24 protein-coding genes are annotated in these 18,892 nt (G+C 69.9%); 12 read left to right on the top strand and 12 right to left on the bottom strand.

Annotation, left to right across the window (positions count from 1 at the left end; translation table 11 throughout):
* Position 1 precedes the first annotated feature (1 nt).
* From IM787_RS03465 to IM787_RS03455, 3 genes are read right to left on the bottom strand one after another with little or no spacing between them, the layout of a single operon-like run.
* Positions 2–664, bottom strand: coding sequence for an amino acid ABC transporter permease (locus IM787_RS03465; RefSeq protein WP_193675230.1), 663 nt, complete (start codon positions 662–664; stop codon positions 2–4).
* 1 nt (position 665) lies between these two features.
* Positions 666–1,451, bottom strand: a complete 786-nt coding sequence (locus tag IM787_RS03460) for a transporter substrate-binding domain-containing protein (RefSeq protein WP_193675229.1) — start codon at positions 1,449–1,451, stop codon at positions 666–668.
* A 54-nt stretch (positions 1,452–1,505) separates the two neighbouring features.
* Entirely contained in the window at positions 1,506–2,390 is an 885-nt protein-coding gene (locus tag IM787_RS03455; protein WP_193675228.1) for a LysR substrate-binding domain-containing protein, read from the bottom strand.
* 114 nt (positions 2,391–2,504) lie between these two features.
* On the opposite strand from IM787_RS03455, the gene IM787_RS03450 reads away from it, so the two are divergent.
* From IM787_RS03450 to IM787_RS03400, 11 genes are read left to right on the top strand one after another with little or no spacing between them, the layout of a single operon-like run.
* Complete coding sequence (locus tag IM787_RS03450; protein ID WP_193675227.1) at positions 2,505–3,389, top strand: dioxygenase family protein; 885 nt, start codon at positions 2,505–2,507, stop codon at positions 3,387–3,389.
* A gap of 30 nt (positions 3,390–3,419) precedes the next feature.
* Complete coding sequence (locus IM787_RS03445) at positions 3,420–4,223, top strand: citryl-CoA lyase (protein WP_193675226.1); 804 nt, start codon at positions 3,420–3,422, stop codon at positions 4,221–4,223.
* Positions 4,220–5,386, top strand: coding sequence for a CaiB/BaiF CoA transferase family protein (locus IM787_RS03440; protein WP_193675225.1), 1,167 nt, complete (start codon positions 4,220–4,222; stop codon positions 5,384–5,386). Before IM787_RS03445 ends, IM787_RS03440 begins: the two co-directional genes overlap by 4 nt.
* Positions 5,383–6,354, top strand: coding sequence for a Bug family tripartite tricarboxylate transporter substrate binding protein (locus tag IM787_RS03435; RefSeq protein WP_193675224.1), 972 nt, complete (start codon positions 5,383–5,385; stop codon positions 6,352–6,354). Before IM787_RS03440 ends, IM787_RS03435 begins: the two co-directional genes overlap by 4 nt.
* Positions 6,355–6,388: 34 nt before the next feature.
* Entirely contained in the window at positions 6,389–7,594 is a 1,206-nt protein-coding gene (locus IM787_RS03430) for an amino acid ABC transporter substrate-binding protein (RefSeq protein ID WP_193675223.1), read from the top strand.
* 16 nt (positions 7,595–7,610) lie between these two features.
* On the top strand, positions 7,611–8,474 hold the full coding sequence (locus tag IM787_RS03425; protein ID WP_193675222.1) for a branched-chain amino acid ABC transporter permease: 864 nt from the start codon (positions 7,611–7,613) through the stop codon (positions 8,472–8,474).
* Entirely contained in the window at positions 8,471–10,240 is a 1,770-nt protein-coding gene (locus tag IM787_RS03420; protein ID WP_193675221.1) for a branched-chain amino acid ABC transporter ATP-binding protein/permease, read from the top strand. The genes IM787_RS03425 and IM787_RS03420 overlap by 4 nt, the downstream gene beginning before the upstream one ends.
* Complete coding sequence (locus tag IM787_RS03415; RefSeq protein WP_193675220.1) at positions 10,233–10,946, top strand: ABC transporter ATP-binding protein; 714 nt, start codon at positions 10,233–10,235, stop codon at positions 10,944–10,946. Before IM787_RS03420 ends, IM787_RS03415 begins: the two co-directional genes overlap by 8 nt.
* 10 nt (positions 10,947–10,956) lie before the next feature.
* Complete coding sequence (locus tag IM787_RS03410) at positions 10,957–11,574, top strand: nuclear transport factor 2 family protein (RefSeq protein ID WP_193675219.1); 618 nt, start codon at positions 10,957–10,959, stop codon at positions 11,572–11,574.
* 37 nt (positions 11,575–11,611) lie between these two features.
* On the top strand, positions 11,612–12,154 hold the full coding sequence (locus tag IM787_RS03405; RefSeq protein ID WP_193675218.1) for an NADPH-dependent FMN reductase: 543 nt from the start codon (positions 11,612–11,614) through the stop codon (positions 12,152–12,154).
* Between the two features lie 11 nt (positions 12,155–12,165).
* Positions 12,166–12,924: a sulfite exporter TauE/SafE family protein gene (locus IM787_RS03400; protein ID WP_193675217.1), complete on the top strand. Its 759-nt coding sequence runs from the start codon at positions 12,166–12,168 to the stop codon at positions 12,922–12,924.
* 6 nt (positions 12,925–12,930) lie between these two features.
* Here IM787_RS03400 and IM787_RS03395 read toward each other — a convergent pair whose 3' ends face one another.
* From IM787_RS03395 to kefF, 9 genes are all read right to left on the bottom strand, one after another.
* A complete protein-coding gene (locus IM787_RS03395; protein WP_193675216.1) occupies positions 12,931–13,221 on the bottom strand; it encodes a hypothetical protein in 291 nt (96 codons plus the stop codon).
* 120 nt (positions 13,222–13,341) lie between these two features.
* Positions 13,342–13,686, bottom strand: a complete 345-nt coding sequence (locus IM787_RS03390) for a TonB family protein (RefSeq protein WP_193675215.1) — start codon at positions 13,684–13,686, stop codon at positions 13,342–13,344.
* A complete protein-coding gene (locus tag IM787_RS03385) occupies positions 13,683–13,949 on the bottom strand; it encodes a TfoX/Sxy family protein (RefSeq protein WP_193675214.1) in 267 nt (88 codons plus the stop codon). The genes IM787_RS03390 and IM787_RS03385 overlap by 4 nt, the downstream gene beginning before the upstream one ends.
* Positions 13,946–14,215, bottom strand: coding sequence for a YciI family protein (locus IM787_RS03380; protein ID WP_193675213.1), 270 nt, complete (start codon positions 14,213–14,215; stop codon positions 13,946–13,948). Before IM787_RS03380 ends, IM787_RS03385 begins: the two co-directional genes overlap by 4 nt.
* Positions 14,216–14,299: 84 nt before the next feature.
* Positions 14,300–14,746, bottom strand: a complete 447-nt coding sequence (locus IM787_RS03375; RefSeq protein WP_193675212.1) for an SRPBCC family protein — start codon at positions 14,744–14,746, stop codon at positions 14,300–14,302.
* Between the two features lie 98 nt (positions 14,747–14,844).
* Positions 14,845–15,243, bottom strand: coding sequence for an OsmC family protein (locus IM787_RS03370; RefSeq protein ID WP_193675211.1), 399 nt, complete (start codon positions 15,241–15,243; stop codon positions 14,845–14,847).
* 10 nt (positions 15,244–15,253) lie between these two features.
* Positions 15,254–15,667 (bottom strand): LIC_13387 family protein, encoded by a 414-nt coding sequence (locus IM787_RS03365; protein ID WP_193675210.1) that lies wholly within the window; start codon positions 15,665–15,667, stop codon positions 15,254–15,256.
* Positions 15,668–15,712: 45 nt separating this feature from the next.
* A complete protein-coding gene (gene kefC / locus IM787_RS03360) occupies positions 15,713–17,557 on the bottom strand; it encodes a glutathione-regulated potassium-efflux system protein KefC (RefSeq protein ID WP_193675209.1) in 1,845 nt (614 codons plus the stop codon).
* Positions 17,557–18,195 (bottom strand): glutathione-regulated potassium-efflux system oxidoreductase KefF, encoded by a 639-nt coding sequence (gene kefF, locus IM787_RS03355; protein WP_193675208.1) that lies wholly within the window; start codon positions 18,193–18,195, stop codon positions 17,557–17,559. Before kefF ends, kefC begins: the two co-directional genes overlap by 1 nt.
* 53 nt (positions 18,196–18,248) lie before the next feature.
* On the opposite strand from kefF, the gene IM787_RS03350 reads away from it, so the two are divergent.
* Positions 18,249–18,866, top strand: a complete 618-nt coding sequence (locus IM787_RS03350) for a ParA family protein (RefSeq protein WP_193675207.1) — start codon at positions 18,249–18,251, stop codon at positions 18,864–18,866.
* The last annotated feature ends 26 nt before the right edge of the window (positions 18,867–18,892 follow it).

Below are 18,892 nucleotides of genomic sequence, written 5' to 3'. Positions count from 1 at the left end.
CTCAGCGCCCGAACAGGAAACGCGGGCCGAGCCACTGCAGCAGCTGGCGCGTGAGCACGGCCAGCGCCAGGTACAGCGCGGTGGCGACGATGAAGGCTTCGAAGGACCGGAAGTTGCGGCTCTGGATCAGGTTGGCGGCGTAGCTCAGTTCCTCGGTGGAGATCTGGCCGCAGACCGCGGAGCCGAGCATCACGATCACGACCTGGCTGACGAGGGCGGGCCACACCTTGCGCAGCGCCGGCGGCAGCACCACGCGCAGGAAGATCTGCCGCGGCGCCAACGCCAGGCTCGCCGCCGCTTCCAGCTGCCCGCGCGGCGTCGCGGCCACGCCGGCGCGGACGATCTCGGTGGCATAGGCCCCGAGGTTCACCACCATCGCGATCACCGACGCCGCTTCGGGCGACAGCTTCAGGCCCAGGGCCGGCAGCCCGAAGAAGACGAAGAACAGCTGCACGATGAAGGGCGTGTTGCGCACCAGTTCCACGTACGCGGCCACGATGGCGCGCAGCCACGGCGCGCCGTGCGTGCGGGCCCAGGCGCAGGCCACGCCGATGGCGACGCCGAGCACCGCGCTGATGGCGGTGAGGGCCAGGGTCCAGACCGCGCCCTTGACCAGCAGCGGCCACTGCGACAGGACCGCCGCGAAGTCGAGGGTGACACGCATCTCAGTTCGGCAGCTCCCCGGCGGGGCTGCCCAGCCACTTCACCGACATCCGGTCGATCTCGCCGCTGCGGCGCGCTTCCATCAGGATCTCGTTGACGCGCGTGCGCAGCTTGTCTTCGCCCTTGCCGACGCCGATGTAGTTGGGCGAGTTCTTCAGCACGAACTTCAGCTCGGTGCCCAGCTGCGGGTTCTTCTGCGACATGGCGGCGGCGACCTGCGCGCTCGTGGCGAGCAGTTGCACCTGGCCAGCGACGTAGGCCGAGACGGTGGCGTTGTTGTCCTCGAAGCGGCGCAGTTCGGCGGCGGCGGGCGCGACCTTGGTCAGCTCCATGTCGTCGACCGAGCCGCGCGTGACCGAGATCGACTTGCCGGCCAGGTCGGCCGGCGCCTTCACCGGCAGCGTCTTCGCGGCGAACACCGCGATGAAGAACGGCGAGTAGGCGACGGTGAAGTCGATGACCTTCTCGCGGTCCGGGTTCTTGCCCAGCGTGGAGATCACCAGGTCGGCCTTGCGCGTCTGCAGGTAGGGGATGCGGTTGCCGGTGGTCACCGGCACCAGTTCGGCCTTCACGCCCAGCTTGGCCGCGATGTACTGCGCCATCTCGATGTCCAGGCCTTGCGGCTTCAGGTCCGTGCCGACGAAGCCATAAGGGGGGAAGTCGGTGGGCACCGCGATGCGGATCGTTTTGGACTTCAGGACGTCGTCCAGGGCGGACTGGGCCTGCGCGCCGGCGGCGGCGAACAGGGCGGCGAGGGCGAAGCCCAGGGTGAAGTGGCGTTTTTGCATGCGCAGGCCTCAGCAGGTTCCATGCCGGGCCCGGCGCACGCTTTCGGTGCGGCGCTACGCCGCCTCGCCGGCCGCGCGCCGGATGATCTCGGCGAAGTGCTTCAGCACCGGCGAACGCGACGCGCCTTTCGGCCACAGCATGCCCGGCGTGCGGATCGGCGTCGGATCCTCCAGCGGGATCACGCGCAGGCCTTCGCGCTGGCCGACGGCGCTCTCCGGGATGATCCCGGCCAGGTCGGTCTGCCGGATCAGCTCGATCATCGGCGACACGGAATTGAGCTGCGCGACGACCACCGGCCGCGCGCCCGAAGCGGCGAAGCAGTCGTCCAGCAGCTTGCGCGTGAGGAACTGCGCGGGCAGCAGCACCATGCGCAGGTTGTGCAGCTCCACCATCCGCACCTTGCGCCGGCGCGCCAGCGGATGCTCGCGCGCGACGACCAGGCGCAGCTCCTCGTTGTAGAGCGGCTCGAACCAGAGGTCGCTGCCTTCGCCGGGCGGATAGGACACCGCCATGTCCAGGTGTCCCGAGCGCAGGCGCTTGAGGATCTGCCCCGCCGCCAGTTCCTCCACCGTCACCTGCAGGCCGGGGTAGGACTTGAGCAGCGTCGCCACGCAGGTCGGCACCATCTGCGTGTTGAAGCTCGGCGTGGTGCCCAGCCGGATGCTGCCGGTGATCGCCTCGCCCGGGCTGCGCAACGCCTGCAGGCCCAGGTCGATCTGCTGCATGGCCGGCGTCATGTGGCTGCGCAGCACCTCGCCGGCTTCGGTCAGGCGCACCTGCTTGCCGGAACGGTCGAACAGGGCGGTGCCCAGTTCCTCCTCCAGCTGCCGCACCTGGTGCGACAGGGTGGATTGCGTCACGTGCAGCCGCTCGGCGGCGCGTGTGAAGTTCAGCGTTTCCGCCACCGCGTCGAAGTAGCGCAGGTGCCGCAGTTCCATGCCCGGGTTCCCCCGTATTGCGATCGATGGCATCGATCATAACGGTTGAAATTCATCACTTTGCGGACTGGTGGCCGCTGCCTAGACTCCGGCCGGAGACGCAAGGAGACAAGCATGGCGCAACTGGAAGTGAGCGACTTCGCCGAGGCGGTGATCGCACGCATGGGCGACTGCAAGGACGCGCGGTTCAAGCAGGTGATGACGGCGCTGGTGAAGCACGTGCACGCCTTCGCCCGCGAGGTCGACCTGACGCCGGACGAGTGGATGGCCGGCCTCCAGTTCCTCACCGCCACCGGCCAGAAGTGCGACGAGAAGCGGCAGGAGTTCATCCTGCTGTCGGACACGCTGGGCCTGTCGATGCTGGTCGTGGCGCTCGACCAGGCGCGCGGCGCGAAGGCGCTGGCGGACCGGCCGGGGGACAAGCCGACCGAGGCCACGGTGCAGGGCCCGTTCTTCTGGCCCGGCGCGCCGAAGCGGGAGCTCGGCGACGACATCGGCGAAGGCCACGGCGAACCGACGCTGTACCACGGGCGCGTGACCGACACCGCCGGCAAGCCCATCGCGGACTGCGAACTGGACGTCTGGTCGGGCGACCACGACGGCTTCTACGACATGCAGAAGGGCGACAGCATGAGCCTGCGCGCCCAGTTCCGCACCGACCGGGACGGCAACTACCGCTTCTGGTCGATCAAGCCGACGTTCTATCCCGTGCCGGGCGACGGCCCCGTCGGCACCATGCTGGCGAAGATGGGAAGGCACCTGAACCGGCCCGGCCACATGCACATGATGCTGCAGGCGCCCGGGCACGAGCGGCTGGTGACGCACATCTTCGTCAAGGACAGCCCCTACCTCGACTCGGACGCCGTCTTCGGCGTGCGCAACAGCCTGGTCGTCGACTTCCCGAAGCACCCGCCGGGCCAGGCACCGGACGGCCGGACCATGGACAAGCCCTTCTACACCGCGAAGTACGACTTCCGCCTGGTGCCCTCGGCGCGCTGAGCGCCACCGCAATTCCCCAGGGAGACCCACTTGAAAATCGGCAAGGCCACGGTGCCGCGCTCGGGCATCTGCACCTCGGACGAGGACACCATCGTCGTGCGCGGCAACGACCTCGCGCGCGACCTGATCGGGCAGGTGAACTTCGGCGACTACTTCTTCCTGCTGCTCACCGGGCGCAAGCCCGATGCGGCGGCGAGCCAGGTGCTCAACGCGACGCTGGTGGCGATCGCCGAGCATGGCCTGGTGCCCAGCGTCCAGGCCGCGCGCATGACGCTGGCGGCCGCGCCGGATGCGATGCAGGGCGCGGTCGCGGCGGGACTGCTCGGGTCCGGCTCGGTGATCCTGGGCGCGTCCGAGACGGCGGGGCGGCTGTACGTGGAGATCGACGAGGAAGCCGGCCGGCGCAACGGCGACCTGCGCGCCGCGGCCAAGGCCATCGTGGCGGGCAGGCGCGAACGCAAGCAGGCGATCGCCGGCTACGGCCACCCGGAACACAAGCGGCGGGATCCGCGCGTGGACGCGCTGTTCCAGGTCTCGCAGCAGGCCGGCGGCGGCCAGCGCTTCGTCGAGATCGCGAAGGTGGTCGAGGAGGTCATTCCCGAAGTGGTCGGCAAGGACCTCAAGCTGAACGTCTCCGGGGCGATCCCCGCGGTGCTGCTCGGCGTCGGCTACCCGGTCGCCGCGCTGCGCGGCGTGCCGATGCTGGCGCGCACGGCGAGCCTGATCGCGCACCTGAACGAGGAACTCACCGACCCCATCGGCTTCGCGCTGTCGTACCAGGCGACGCGCGAGTACGAGTACACCGGCGGCCAGCCGGCGGAGGGTGGCCGGTGATCAAGGTCCTGGACGGCGTGCGCGTGCTGGAGCACGGCACCTTCATCACCGGGCCTGCGGCCTCCATGCTGCTGGCCGACCTGGGCGCCGACGTCGTCAAGGTGGAACTGCCCGGCACGGGCGACCCCTTCCGCGCCTTCAAGGGCGGGCTCTACTCGCCGCACTACCAGACCGTCAACCGCAACAAGCGCAGCATCACGCTCAACACCAAGCAGCCCGCCGACCTGGAGAAGTTCGATGTCCTGGTGAAGGAGGCGGACGTCTACATCCAGAACTTCCGTCCCGGCTTCGCCGAGCAGATCGGCACCGGCTTCGAGCGGCTCTCCGGCCTGAACGACAAGCTGATCTACTGCGCCATCAGCGGCTTCGGTGCGACCGGCCCCGCCGCGCACCGCCCGACCTACGACAGCGTCGCGCAGGCGGCCAGCGGTTACCTGCGCCTGCTGGTCAACCCCGCCAACCCCCGCGTGGTCGGCCCGGCGATCGCCGACCTGGTGACCGGCTTCTACGCGGCCTACGGCATCCTGGGCGCGCTGTACGACCGCGAGAAGCGCGGCACCGCCCGCAAGGTGGACCTGTCGATGTTCGAGGCCATGACGCACTTCAACCTCGACGCCTTCCAGCACCTGTTCTCGGCCAACGAGGTGATGGGCCCGTTCAGCCGGCCCAGCGTGTCCCAGTCGTACGTGCTGGAGTGCAGGGACGGCAAGTGGATCGCGCTGCACATGTCCTCGCCCGAGAAGTTCTGGCAGGGGCTCGCCGACGCCATGGAGAAGCCGGACCTGTTCCAGGACCCGCGCTTCGCCAGCCGCCAGGGCCGCATCGACCACCAGGAAGACCTGATCCAGGTGCTCCAGCCGATCTTCCGCGCGCACGACCGGGCGGAGTGGTGCCGCCGGCTCGAGGCGCAGGACGTGCCGTATTCCCCCATGTACACCACGGCGGAGGTGCCGGACGATCCGCAGGCGCAGCACCTGCAGCTGTTCGTGGAAACCGAGCATCCCGTCGTCGGCACCTTCCGCACCGTGCGCTCGCCGGTCTCGTACGACGGCCAGCGACCGCTGGAAGTGACCGCCCCGCCCGTGCTGGGCGAACACAACGACGAACTGGCGCACGGCTGGAAGCCGCGCGCCGGTGCCGCGAAGAAGGAGACGAGCCAGTGAGCACCCGCCGCAACCTCCTGGCCTCGCTGGCCGCCCTTGCCGTCGCCGCACCGTTCGCCGCGGCCGCGCAGGACTACCCCAACCGCCCGATCCGGCTGGTGGTGCCCTTCGGTCCCGGCACCACCACCGACATCATCGCGCGCGTCTATGCGGAGGCGCTGGCCCGGCCGCTGGGCCAGGCGATCGTGGTGGAGAACAAGTCGGGCGCCGGCGGCAACATCGGCACCGACCTGGTGGCGAAGGCGGCACCCGACGGCTACACGCTCGTCATGGGGACCGTCGGCACGCATGCGATCAACCCCGGCCTGTACCGCCGCATGCCCTACGACGCGCAGAAGGACTTCGCCCCCATCGGCTTCGCCGGCTACACGCCCACGCTGCTGGTGGTCGGCGCGAACTCGCCCTTCAAGTCGCTGGCCGACCTGAAGGCGGCCGCCGCGAAGGCACCCGGCGTGAGCTTCGCATCGGCGGGCAACGGCACGTCCGGCCATCTCGCCGGCGAACTGCTGAAGGCGCGCCTGGGCGGCGAGATGGTGCACGTGCCCTACAAGGAAGGCGGCCTGGCGATGTCCGACGTGATGTCCGGCCAGGCGCATTTCATGTTCTACCACCCGGCCGCGGTGATGCCGCAGGTCAAGGCCGGCAAGCTGCGCGCGCTGGGCGTGTCGAGCGCGAAGCGCAGCGCCGCCGCGCCCGAGGTGCCCACGATCGCCGAACAGGGCGGCGGCGACTTCGACCTCGTCGCCTGGTTCATGTTGTACGCGCCCGCGGCCACGCCGGCCCCGGTGCTCGCGAAGCTGCGCGATGCCGTCGCGCAGGCGGTCGCCCACCCCGAGGTCAAGGCCAAGCTGGCCGCGCAGGGCCTGGAAGTGCCCGTGCTGCGCGGCGAGGAGCTCACGGCCTTCGGCCGCAGCGAGATCGCGAAATGGTCCGAGCTGGTCAGGCGCTCGGGCGCGCAAGTGGATTGAGTTCGACCGCAGACCAACGACCAGGAGACAAGCCATGACTTTCAACCGCCGCCGCATCCTCCAGGCTTCCGGCGCCGCCGGGGCCGCCCTCGCGCTGCCCGTGCTGGCGCAGCCCGCCGCCGGCCAGCCGATCCGCATCGGCAGCACGCTGGCCCTGACCGGCCCGCTGTCGGCCACGGCACTCACCCACAAGCTGGTGGGCGAGATCTACGTGGAGCACCTGAACAAGCGCGGTGGCCTGCTGGGCCGCCAGGTGCAGTGGATCGTGAAGGACGACCAGTCCAAGCCGGACCTGGCGCGCACGCTGTACGAGCAGCTGGTCACCAGCGACAAGGTCGACCTGCTGATGGGCCCGTACGCCACCGGCGCCATCCTGTCGGCCATGGGCGTGGCGCAGCGCTACAACAAGGTGCTGGTGCACCACACCTTCGGCATCCCGTCGCTGGCCAAGTACGACATGCAGTTCCCGGCCTGGTCTCTGGGCCCGACGCCGCAGACCACCGTGTCGAACACGCTGTTCGACATGCTTGCCGCCTCGCGCAAGCCGCCCAAGACCATCGCGATCGTCACCAGCAAGTTCCCGTCGATCCACTTCATGTCGCTGGGCGGCCGCGAGGTCGCCAAGAAGCGCGGCCTGCAGGAGGTGCTGTTCCTCGAGTGGGACTTCGGCAACCGCGACTTCGGCCCGATCGCCGCGCGGGTGAAGGATGCGAAGCCGGACATGGTGTGGATCGGCGACATCGCGCTGGAAGGCAACATGCTGCTGGATGCGATGAAGAAGATCGACTACGTGCCGCCGATCCACTTCCACCTGTACCCGGCGCCCGGCCCCATGACCAAGTCGCCCGACGGCGACAAGGCGCTGGCGCTGACGATCTTCGAGGAGCACCCGCCCTTCACCAACCAGGGCACGGCCGCCGAGTTCGTCGCCATTTTCAACGAGCGCGCCAAGGCGGCAGGCCTCCCGGACACCACGGTGGAAGTGCAGGCCGCGGCCTCGTTCTCCGCCTGGCAGATCCTCGAAGCCGGCGTGCGCGGCGCGAACAGCCTCGACGACAAGAAGATCGCCGAGTGGCTGAAGAAGAGCCGCGTGGACACCATCCAGGGGCGGCTGCGCTTCGACGGCCCCGGCAACTACGGCGACGACCTGATGAAGATCAAGCAGGTGCAGGGCGGCGCGTGGAAGGTGGTGTGGCCGGAGGCCGCCGCGGCCCCGGGCGCGCGCTTCCAGATGCGCTGACCGGCGAAGGGGCGCAATGACGCTTCCCAGCTTCAACCTGCTGGCGCAGTCCATCCTCTCGGGCATCTTCATCGGCAGCCTCTACGGGCTGATCGGCCTGGGGCTCGGCCTCACGTGGGGATTGCTGCGCCAGATCAACCTGTCGCACTTCGGGCTGGTCTTCCTGGGCGGCTACCTGAGCTACCAGATGGCCACCGTGTGGCACATGGACCCGCTGTTCGCGCTCCTGATCGTGCCGCCGCTGTTCTTCCTGGTCGGCGTCGGAATGCAGTGGGTGCTTTCGCGTTTCGCGATCTCGCCCTTCAGTTCGCTGCTGGTCACCTTCGGCATCACCGTGGTGATCGAAAGCGGCATCCAGGGCATCTGGACGGCGGACTACCGCCGGCTGGAGTCCGGCTACAACCAGATGAAGTTCACCATCGGCACGCTGTACGTCCCGGTGCCGGAGCTGGTGACGCTGGTGCTGTCGCTGGCCATCGCATTCGGCGTCTGGGCCGCGATGCGCTACACGGACCTGGGCAAGGCGCTGCGGGCCATGGCGGAGGACGGCCCGATCGCAGCCGCCTTCGGCGTGAACGCGCGCTCGCTGTCGCTGTACCTGGCCGGCGCGTGCGCGGCGCTGGCGGGCGTGGCCGGCGTCTGCCTCGCGCTGATGTTCACCCTGGCGCCTTCGCAGATCTTCGCCTGGGTCGGCGTGGTGTTCGCGGCGGTGATGCTGGGGGGCCTGGGCAGCGCCCTCGGGCCGCTGGTGGCCGGCGTGATCATCGGCGTCAGCGAGGCCATCACCATGGCCGTCGCTTCGCCCTCGTGGGCGCCGATCGTGTCCTTCTCGCTGCTGATCGTGATGCTCCTCTTCCGACCCGCGAGGGCCGGCGCATGAACAGGACCATCGCGGCGATCCTCGGCGTGGGCGTGGTGCTGGCGGCGCTGCCCTGGCTGGGCCTGCCGCAGTTCTACGAATCCATCCTCTACCTGGTGTGCCACTGGGCGGTGCTCGCGCTGTCGTGGAACATCCTGTCCGGCTATTCGGGCTACTTCTCGTTCGGCCACGGCGCCTTCTTCGGCATCGGCATGTACACGACGGCGGCGCTGGCCGGCAAGCTGGACTGGCCGTTCCTCGCCACGCTGCCCTTCGCCGCGCTGCTGCCGGCGCTGCTGGGCGTGGGGCTCGGCTTCGTCGTGTTCCGCGTGAAGTCGGTGCGCGGCGAACTGTTCGCGCTGCTCACGCTGGCCGTCACCTTCGTCGTGGCGACGGTGATCCTGAACTCGCCGGTCGACGGCGGGCCGGGGGTCTACCTGAACGCGGTGGAGACGCCGAAGCTCGGACCGTCGCCCGCGTCGTCGCTGTACCTGATGATCCTGATGGCGGCGGTGGCGACCGCGCTGATCGCCTATCGCGTGTACGCGTCCAAGCTGGGCATCGGCCTCTTCGCCATCCACGACGACGAGGACGTCGCCGAGGTGATGGGCGTGCCGACCTTCCGCTACAAGCTCGTGGCGTTCGCGATCTCGTGCGCGCTGGCCGGGCTGGCCGGCGGCATCCACGCGCTGTTCGTGCAGTACGTGACGGCGGGCGAGACCTTCAACATCACGGTGCCGCTGACCGTGGTGCTCATGAGCGTGCTGGGCGGCACGCGCCACTGGGCGGGGCCGATCGTCGGCGCCGCGGCGATCACCGGGCTGCTCTACACCTTCACCGCCGGCGACCACGCGGTCGCGGGCAAGGCGGCGGTGGGCGCGATTCTCGTGGTGGTGATCCTTTTCATGCCCGACGGCATCCTGGGGGCGATCCTGAAGCGGTGGAAGAAGAGGCCGGTGGCCGCGGAGGGCGCGCGGCAGGCGGCGCATGCCGCACCGGCCGCGGAGCCGCCGCCGGCCCAGGCGCCCGGACGCCAGGCGCCCGCCGTCGTGGCCGGCAAGCCGCTGCTCGAAGTCCGCGGCCTGTCGAAGGCGTTCAAGGGCGTGCAGGCGCTGGACCAGGTCACGCTGCAGGTGCGCCAGGGCGAGATCCTCGGCCTGCTGGGGCCCAACGGCTCGGGCAAGTCCACCTTCATCAACGTGGTCAGCGGCCACTATCCGCTCTCCGGCGGCGAAGTGCTGTTCGACGGGCAGGCGCTCACCGGCCTGCCGGCCCACCGCATCGCGCGTGCCGGCATCGCCCGCACCTACCAGATCCCCCGGCCCTTCAAGCACATGACGGTGCTGCAGAACGTGTCGATGGTGGCGATGTTCGGCGGCGCCTCGCTGGGGCGCGAGGAGGCCACGCGCGAGGCCTGGAAGTGGCTGGAGTTCACCGGCCTGCAAGACCGCGCCCATGCGCTGCCCGACGACATCAACCTGCACCAGCGCAAGTTCCTGGAGCTGGCCCGCGCGCTCGCCGCGCGGCCGCGCCTGGTGCTGCTGGACGAAGTGCTGTCCGGCCTGACGCCCAGCGAGATCAACGAGGCCATCGAGCTGATCCGCCGCATCCGGGACCAGGGGTCGACCATCGTGTTCGTGGAGCACGTGATGCGCGCGGTGATGGCGCTGACCGACCGCATCGTGGTGCTGAACCACGGCAAGCTGATCGCGCAGGGCGCCGCCACCGATGTGATGCAGGACGCCGAAGTGGTGAACGCCTACCTGGGGAAGCCGGCCTATGCTTGAAGTCAGCGACCTGCAGGTGAACTACGGCGCCGCCCCCGCGATCTGGGACGTGTCGCTGAAGGTGGAGCCGGGCGAACTGGTGTGCGTGGTCGGGCCCAACGGCGCCGGCAAGAGCACGCTGATCAACGTCATCGCCGGGCTGCACCGGGCGCGCGGCGGACGCCTCGCGTTCAACGGCCAGGAGATCACGCAGCTCGCCCCGCACCGCTTCTGCGGCGCCGGCATCGCCATCGTGCCCGAGGGCCGGCGCCTCTTCACCGGCATGACCGTGCTGGAGAACCTGGAGATCGGCAGCTACCTGCCGGCGGCGAAGGCGCATCGGTCGCAGACGCTGGAGCATGTCCTGACCTTGTTCCCGGCGTTGCAGCAGAAGCTGCACGACCCCGCCGGTTCGTTGTCCGGCGGCCAGCAGCAGATGGTGGCGATCGGCCGTGCGATGATGAGCCGCCCGCAGCTGCTGCTGCTGGACGAGCCCTCGCTGGGCCTGGCGCCGCTGGTGGTGCAGCACATGTTCACCGCCATCCGCGGCATCAACGAGGGCGGCACCTCCGTCCTGCTGGTGGAGCAGAACGTCGCGATGGCGATGCAGATCGCGCGGCGCGCCTACGTGCTCGAGGAAGGCCGCATCGTGGCCGAGGGTCTGGCCGGCGAGCTGATGGACCGGCCGGAGATCCAGCGGGCGTACCTGGGCCTCGAGGCCCACTGAAGGAGACCCCATGGACGACGCGATGACCGACAAGCTCCTGATCCGCGAGCTGGTCGAGCGCTGGGCGGTGTGGCGCGATGCCGGCGACTGGGAGCGCTTCGCCACCGTGTGGCATCCCGACGGCGTGATGATGGCCACCTGGTTCCAGGGGCCGTTCCGCGACTTCATCCGCGTCACGCGGGAAGGCTGGGACAAGGGCGTGAGCATCCTGCACTTCCTGGGCGGTTCCGCGATCGAGGTGCAGGGCGACCGCGCCATCGCGCAGACCAAGATGACGATCTCGCAGCGCGGCATGGTGGAAGGCGCCGAAGGCCCGGTGCTGTGCGACGTGGTGTGCACCGGCCGCTTCCACGACTTCGTCACCAGGCACGAGGGCGCCTGGAAGGTGCTGCACCGCCAGCCGATCTACGAGAAGGACCGCATCGACCCCGTGGACCCGACCGCGCAACTCAAGCTGGATACGGACCTCCTGGCAAAGATGCCCGAAGGCTACCGCCACCTCGCGTACATCCAGACGCGCATCGGCTACCAGGTCAAGATGGACATGCCCATGCTCAAGGGTCCGCAGGTGCAGGACCTGTACCGCCGCGGCGCGCAGTGGCTCGCCGGCGGCGCGCTGGAACGCTGATGTCCGAACCAAGCTTTCCCTCCACAGCAGAGAAACCATGAACGTCCTCGGCATCTCCGGCAGCCTGCGCCAGGCTTCCTTCAACACGATGGCGCTGCGCGCCGCGCAGAAGCTCGCGCCCGCGGGCATGACCGTCACCATCGCGGACATCTCCAGGATCCCGCTGTACAACGACGACGTCCGCACCGGGGGCGAGCCCGCCGCGGTGGTGGAGCTCAAGGCGCAGGTGCGCGCCGCCGATGCGCTGCTGCTCGTCTCGCCCGAGTACAACTTCTCCGTGCCCGGCGTCCTGAAGAACACGCTGGACTGGATGTCGCGCCCGCCCGAGCCGCCTTTCGACGGCAAGGTCGTCGCCATCATGGGCGCGAGCGGCGGGCCGCTGGGCACCGCGCGGGGCCAGTACGACCTGCGCAAGATCCTGGTCTACATGAACACCTTCACGGTCAACAAGCCGGAGGTGTTCATCGGCAATGCACAGGCGAAATTCAACGCGCAGGGCGAGCTCACCGACGAAACCACGGCCAGGTTCATCGGCGACCTGCTGGTGTCGCTGCAGGCGCTGAAGCAGCGCGTCGGGTGACAATCGGGGGCTTGGACCTCCCCCTCATCACCGACTGGCGGTTCTACGCCGTCTCCGTCCCCGCCGTCCTGCTGCTCGGCCTGAGCAAGAGCGGCTTCGGCTCCGGCTTCGGCTCGCTCGCCGTGCCGATCATGGCGCTGAGCGTCACGGTGCCCCAGGCCGCGGCCATCCTGATGCCGATCCTGCTGGTCATGGACCTGATCGGCATCGCCGCCTACCGCAAGGACTTCGACGGCAAGCTGCTGCGCTTCCTCGTTCCCGCCGGCCTCGTCGGCACCGTCATCGGCACGCTGTCGTTCAAGCTGCTGGACCCGCGCTGGGTCGCGGGGCTGGTGGGCGTCTTCACGCTGCTGTTCCTGGCGCAACGCGTGCTGTTCCCACCGCGGGCCGACAGCCCACCCCCGCCACGCTGGCTGGGGGGCATCCTCACCGCGACCTCCGGCTTCACCAGCTTCGTGGCGCACGCGGGCGGGCCGCCGATCAACGCCTACGTGCTGCCGCTGCGGCTGGCGCCCGTCACCTTCGCGGCGACGATGAGCGTTTTCTTCTTCGTCATCAACCTGAGCAAGTGGATCCCATACGCCTGGCTCGGCCTGCTGGATCTGCGCAACATGTCGACCTCGCTGGCGTTGCTGCCGCTGGCCCCGGTCGGCGTGCTGGTGGGCGTGCGCATGGCGCGCCGGATGCGGCCGCAGCTGTTCTACCGCCTGATCCACATCGGCATGCTGCTCACGGGCGTGAAGCTGGTGTGGGACGGTTTCCTCGGGTGAACCGCGTCACGTCGCCGCGCGCCGGAACAGCCACGCGGCCGCGCAGAACATGGCGACGAAGAAGGCATTGAGCAGCACGATCTCGGCCGGCGGGCTGTACGGCAGCCCGAGCCGGGCGACGAGCGCGATGGCGGCGACCACGCCGATCGCGATCACGCCGAGATACATGATGTTGGCCGGGTCGCCGTCCCGGCCGATGAGGCCGACACCCAGGCTCAGCCAGGCGAGCGCCAGCGCGGTGACGATGGCGACGCACAGGCCCAGCCGGTAAGCGGATCGCGGAGTGAGATGCGGCATGCGGATGGTTTTCCGAGGGACGGGCGCCAGCATGCCGCAGGGATGTGAAGCCGGGAGGGAAGCACGGTGAAGGCGGGAAGAAGCGGCACCCGCTGCCCGGGGAGGCTTCGACGGTGTGCTTCAGTCGGCGCGCACCACCAGCAACAGGCGGAACGGTTTCTGCGCGTCGGCGGGCGGTGGCGGCAGCCGGCGGGTCCGGGCCGCCGCATCGAGCACGGCCTGGTCCCAGCTCGCCGAATGGCTGCGGGTGTGCAGGAAGTGCCGGGTCACCTTGCCCGTGGCGTCCACCTGCAGGGCGAGTTCCGCCTCGGCGCCTTGCGGCCGGGGCTCGGCATGCCGGATGTTCGCGCGCAGGATGTGCAGCACGCTGCTCGCCCAGGCGTGCGCCGCCGGGGCCTGTGCGCCGGCCGGGAAGCCCGGCGTGGAGGCCAGCAGCAGGGCCAGAGCCATGACGCGGCGGTTCACGCGCGGTCCCGGGACTGGTGCCCGTCCAGCGCCAGCAGCAGGCTGGTGCGGTGCTCGCGCGCCACCTGCTGCCAGGGTGTGCCGGTCAGCGCACCTTCCAGGGCCCACAACAGGTTGAGGCTGGCCGGCTGGCCGGAACGCTGCACCTGCGCGTAGGCGGCGACGGCACCGAGGCGGCGCAGCTGCGGCACCGACACGATGCCCGCGCGCTCGAGCATGTCGCGCGATTTCGGCCCCAGGTTCGGCAGGCCGGCCAGGCTCAACCCGCCAGCCCTTCGTTCCAGTCCTGGACCGTGCGGTGGGCGACGATCCGGTGCACCACGAAAGGGTCGCCCTGCGCGAACTCCTCCGCGGCCTCGCGCGTGGTGAACACCGACAGGGCGCCCACCGGCGGGTTGCCGTAGGGGCCCGCCATCAGCAGGACACCGCGCCGGTGGAACTCCTGCAGGCGCGCCACGTGCGCGGGATAGTGCTCGGGCACCTTCGCCAGACCATCGGCGGCCAGTTCGTAGAACATCAGGGTCTTCAAGGCACGGGGCTCCGTGGAAAGATGGCGGCATTGTGGATGCGCCGCCGTCCCCTGCCAAGACGCCGGATGACCGGGGCCACACCGTCAGCCCGGGATGTCCGGCTCGACCAGCCTGGCCAGCATCACCAGCGATTCCTGCCAGCCCAGGTAGCACATCTCGGTGGGGATGACGTCCGGGATGCCTTCCTGCACCACCGACAGCTCCGTGCCGCAGGACACGGCCTTCAGCGTGACCGTCGTGGTCATGTTGCCGGGCAGGTTCGCGTCGTCGAACCGGTCCGAGTAGCGGATCTTCTGCCCGGGCACCAGTTCCAGGTACTCGCCGCCGAAGGAGTGCGAGTGGCCGGACGAGAAGTTGCGGAACGACATCTTGTGCGTGCCGCCGACCCGTGCGTCCAGGTGGTGCACGGTGCACGTGAAGCCGAAGGGCGGCAGCCAGCGCGCGACGGCGTCGGCTTCGAGGAAGGCGCGGTAGATGCGCTCCGGCGGGGCGCGCAGGACGCGGTGGAGGCGGACGGTGCCAGTGGCCATGGGAGGCTCCTTTCGATCGGTACGAGGGGTGTCACATCCTCACGACGAAGCTGCAACCCCGGAATCGACATCCCTCCCGCACGGGGCGGATCGCCCGGTCATGGCGTCTCCAGGCGGACCGGCACGACGGCACGCAGGGTGTTGTGCACCTCGGCCACGGCATCCGTCTCCCGCAGGAGCCGCTCGATCGCCGCGGCCGGCGCGGGCGAGTCGACCCGCGCGCGGTAGCGCACGTCGGAGGCGGCCAGGCCGACGCCGGCGAAGGTGGCCGTCGCTTCCACTTCCACCTGCCGCAGCTCGATGCCCAGCCGCACGGCCTCCCGGTACAGGTCGTTGCAGTAGCAGGTGGCGAGCGCGAGCATCAGGAACTCGCCTCCGTTGACCGAGGAGCCGCCCGACGGACGGGCGGCGACGGGAAGCTCCTGCGCCTTGTCGCCGGTACGCACGACGGCGGAGTGGGTTCCCGGGGCATTGACGACCTTGGCGGCGATCTGCATGGGCGGGTCCTCAGAGACGTGCTGCGACGACGGCGGCGACATAGCAGGCCAGGGCCAGCGTGCCGCCCGCCAGCGGGACGCTGAACCAGTAGAGCTTCGCCAGCACGACCACGGCGGCCAGCACGGCGAAGCCCACCGTGAGCAGGAAGTTGGAGTCGAAGAGAAGCTTCCCGTGTGCGAGCGCGAGGAAGGCGTAGACCAGGCCGAAGAGGATGAGCGCGATGCTGTGGCTGGCGTTGAAGCCGATCCAGGCGCGGCCCACCGTCGTCTCCTTCGTGATGCCCATGTGCACCTCGTTCATCGCCGCCATCACCGCCGGATCGCGCGGCAGCAGGGCGGAGCCCCAGAAGGTGTACGCGAGGTGGATCACGCCGAACAGCAGCACGATGCCGCCGCTGGCCGCCATCAGGATCTTCGCTGCCATGTGCCTCCGGCGTTTCGCCCGTGTCGAGGCCGCTTTATACCGCGCTCAATCCCCGCGCGCGGGCTCCCAGCCGGCGGCGCGGTCCTCCCCGCGCTTCCTGCGCTCCTCGCGCTCCGCGCGTTCCCGCGCCATCTGTTCCTCCAGCTGCTGGCGGCCTTCCTTGACCACGGCGACCATCCGTGCCCGGTCCTTGTACAGCGGGTGCATCTTCTCGAAGAGGGCGAGGTTGTGGCGGCGGAAGCGCATCGCCTGGCGGCGCGCCTCGTGCGGCTGCTGGCCCAGCACTTCGAGCACGGTGCGCCCGCTGCGCAGGCTGGATTCGAAGAGCTCCCGTTCGACGTTCATCACGCCGCGGTCGCGCAGCGCGTTCCAGTGCGGCACGTCGCGTGCGCGGGCCACCAGCGTGAGGTGCGGGAAGTGTTCCCTGGCGAGGTCGACGATCTTGAGCGACTGTTCCTTGTCGTCCACCGCGATCACCAGCACCCGGGCCGCGCCCGCGCCGGCGGTGCGCAGCAGGTCCAGCCGCGAGGCGTCGCCGTAGTGCACCTTGTAGCCGAAGCCGCGCGCCGCCTCCACCATGTCGGCATCGTGGTCGAGCACCGTGGACGGGATGCCCTCGGCGTCGAGCAGGCGGCCGACGATCTGGCCGTAGCGGCCGAAGCCCGCGATGATGACGGGCGCGTGCTGCGGCTCGCTCAATTCGTCGAGCTTGCGCGCCGAACCGGCGGACATCCGCGCGGCCCAGCGGTCCGCGGCCAGCAGCATCAGCGGCGTCAGCAGCATCGACAGGGTGATGGCGGCCACCAGCACGGACGACGTGCCGCCATCGATGACGCGGGCGCCGGTCGCCGTCTGCAGCACGACGAAGCCGACCTCGCCGCCCTGCGCCAGCAGCACGATGAAGATCGGGCGCTCGGCCAGCGGGATGTCCATGAAGCGCGCCATCGCCCACAGCACCAGCACCTTGGCCGCGAGGAAGCCGAACACGATGCCGGCGATCAGCAGCGGCCTTTCGATCACCACCGCGAAGTCGATCGTCATGCCGATGGCGATGAAGAACAGGCCGAGCAGCAGGCCCTTGAAGGGCTCGATGTCGGTCTCGAGCTCGCGCCGGTATTCGCTCTCCGCCAGCAGCACCCCGGCGAGGAAGGCGCCGAGCGCCATGGACAGGCCGACCGAATGCATCACGTAAGCGGTGGCGACCACCAGCAGCAGCGCCGCCGCGGTGAAGATCTCGGGCGATTCGCTGCGCGCGATCCAGCGCAGCGCCGGCCGCAGCAGCAGCCGCCCGCCGAGAACGATCGCCAGGATGACGCCCACGATGCGGGCCGCACCCCACCAGCCGCTGCCCTGCGCATGCACCTCGCTCACCGCCAGCAGCGGCAGCAGCGCGAGCACCGGGATCGCGGCCACGTCCTGCAGCAGCAGCACGCTCAGCGCGCTGCGCCCGGACGTCGTGGGCATGAGGTTGCGGTCGGCCATCGCGCGCAGGCCGGTGGCGGTGGAGGAGTCGGCCAGCGCCAGCGAGCCGACCAGCGCGATGCGCCAGTCGATGCCGAACGAGACCGCGATCGCGGTCATCACCGCCGCGGACCCGAACAGCTGCACGCTGCCCCAGCCGAAGATCGGCCGCCGCAGGTTCCACAGCCGCCGCGGCTCCAGCTCGAGGCCCACGAGGAACAGCATCAGTACCACGCCGAACTCGGCGAAGTGCAGCACGTCCTGCACGTTGGGCACCAGCTTCAGGCCCCAGGGGCCGATGGCGATGCCCGCGGCCAGGTAGCCGAGGATGGCGCCCAGTCCGAGCGCGCGCGACAGCGGCACGGCGATCACCGCCGCGGCCAGGTAGATGAAGCTGTAGGACAGCCAGGCGGGCGCGTGGTGTTCCATCAGCGGCTCGCCTGGTCGTGCACCGCGGGGCGGTCGGACTGCGGCACGTCGCAGGCGGGGCAGGCGGGCAGGTCTTCCAGTTCCGGCCAGTCGGGATAGGTCCCCAGCCGCTGGCCGAAGGTGGACACATGCGCTTCGATCGCGCCCGGCGGCGCGGTGTGCGCGCCGTGCAGCACCATCGGCGGCAGGAAGCGCATGCCGCACAGGGCGGCCGTCTGCTCGTAGGGCGGCAGGAAGGCGTCGAAGAAGTAGCGGTTGTAGCCCTGCGGGTGGTACGAATGCTCGCTGCCGCCCGTGGTGGCCACCAGCCAGAGGTCCTTTCCCTGCAGGGCCGTGCCGCCGGGGCCGTACGCCCACCCGTAGCGCAGCACCTCGTCGAGCCACAGCTTCAGGAGGGCGGGCATGGAATACCACTGGATCGGGTGCAGCAGCACGACGAGGCGGGCTGCGGCGACGGCCTCCTGCTCCGCGGCGACGTCGATGTCGTAGTCCGGATAGCTGCCGTACAGGTCGCGCACGCGCACCCACGGCAGCTGGCCCGCCGCGGCCAGCAGCAGGCGGTTGACTTTCGATTCGCCCCAGTTGGGGTGGGCGGCGACCAGGTAGACGCCGGGCGCGGGTTTTGCGAACTCATCCATGGGCGGTAACATAAGCGATGCGGCCTTCCCGGCCGCGCAGCACAGGAGCCCGCATGCCGGTCGTTGTCGTTGCGAACCCGAAGGGTGGGGTGGGCAAGTCCACCATGGCCACCAACATCGCCGGCTACTTTGCCAGCCGCGGCCACCAGGTGATGCTAGGCGATGCGGACCGCCAGCAATCTTCGCGCCTGTGGCTGCGGCTGCGGCCGGCGGAGGCGCGGCCCATCACCAGCTGGGAAGTCGGCGAAGGGCAGATCGCCAAGCCGCCCAAGGGCACCACGCACGTGGTGCTGGACACGCCGGCCGGCATGCACGGCAAGTGGATGGAAGACACGCTGCGGTCCGCCGACAAGGTGATCGTGCCGCTGCAGCCCAGCATCTTCGACATGTACGCCACCCGCAGCTTCCTCGACGAACTGGCGCACCACCGCAAGGCCAGCCGCATGCAGGTGGGCATCGTCGGGACGCGGGTCGATTCCCGCACCATCGCCGCCGACAAGCTGCAGGAGTTCGTCGAGGCCCTCGGCCTGCCGGTGCTCGGGTTCGTGCGCCCCACCCAGAACTACGTGCACCTGGCGGCCCGCGGGCTCACGCTGTTCGACGTGGCGCCCGGCAAGGTCGAGCGCGACCTGGAGCAATGGCAGGGCATCTGTCGCTGGCTTGACGCCTGAGGCGGGCACCCCGGTGCTGTAATGGG

The organism is Ramlibacter pallidus (assembly GCF_015070875.1).
Classification (GTDB): domain Bacteria; phylum Pseudomonadota; class Gammaproteobacteria; order Burkholderiales; family Burkholderiaceae_C; genus Ramlibacter; species Ramlibacter pallidus.
The sequence above is the reverse complement of the archived record's forward strand: the minus strand, read 5'-3'. Positions and strand labels throughout refer to the sequence as shown.

Coding starts and splice junctions, on each gene's coding strand:
- IM787_RS03420 (WP_193675221.1), top strand. CDS start 8,471: ATGAACAGGACCATCGCGGCGATCCTCGGCGTGGGCGTGGTGCTGGCG.
- IM787_RS03430 (WP_193675223.1), top strand. CDS start 6,389: ATGACTTTCAACCGCCGCCGCATCCTCCAGGCTTCCGGCGCCGCCGGG.
- IM787_RS03455 (WP_193675228.1), bottom strand. CDS start 2,390: ATGGAACTGCGGCACCTGCGCTACTTCGACGCGGTGGCGGAAACGCTG.
- IM787_RS03350 (WP_193675207.1), top strand. CDS start 18,249: ATGCCGGTCGTTGTCGTTGCGAACCCGAAGGGTGGGGTGGGCAAGTCC.
- IM787_RS03465 (WP_193675230.1), bottom strand. CDS start 664: ATGCGTGTCACCCTCGACTTCGCGGCGGTCCTGTCGCAGTGGCCGCTG.
- kefF (WP_193675208.1), bottom strand. CDS start 18,195: ATGGATGAGTTCGCAAAACCCGCGCCCGGCGTCTACCTGGTCGCCGCC.
- IM787_RS03415 (WP_193675220.1), top strand. CDS start 10,233: ATGCTTGAAGTCAGCGACCTGCAGGTGAACTACGGCGCCGCCCCCGCG.
- IM787_RS03405 (WP_193675218.1), top strand. CDS start 11,612: ATGAACGTCCTCGGCATCTCCGGCAGCCTGCGCCAGGCTTCCTTCAAC.
- kefC (WP_193675209.1), bottom strand. CDS start 17,557: ATGGAACACCACGCGCCCGCCTGGCTGTCCTACAGCTTCATCTACCTG.
- IM787_RS03370 (WP_193675211.1), bottom strand. CDS start 15,243: ATGCAGATCGCCGCCAAGGTCGTCAATGCCCCGGGAACCCACTCCGCC.
- IM787_RS03410 (WP_193675219.1), top strand. CDS start 10,957: ATGGACGACGCGATGACCGACAAGCTCCTGATCCGCGAGCTGGTCGAG.
- IM787_RS03425 (WP_193675222.1), top strand. CDS start 7,611: ATGACGCTTCCCAGCTTCAACCTGCTGGCGCAGTCCATCCTCTCGGGC.
- IM787_RS03450 (WP_193675227.1), top strand. CDS start 2,505: ATGGCGCAACTGGAAGTGAGCGACTTCGCCGAGGCGGTGATCGCACGC.
- IM787_RS03395 (WP_193675216.1), bottom strand. CDS start 13,221: ATGCCGCATCTCACTCCGCGATCCGCTTACCGGCTGGGCCTGTGCGTC.
- IM787_RS03365 (WP_193675210.1), bottom strand. CDS start 15,667: ATGGCAGCGAAGATCCTGATGGCGGCCAGCGGCGGCATCGTGCTGCTG.
- IM787_RS03375 (WP_193675212.1), bottom strand. CDS start 14,746: ATGGCCACTGGCACCGTCCGCCTCCACCGCGTCCTGCGCGCCCCGCCG.
- IM787_RS03460 (WP_193675229.1), bottom strand. CDS start 1,451: ATGCAAAAACGCCACTTCACCCTGGGCTTCGCCCTCGCCGCCCTGTTC.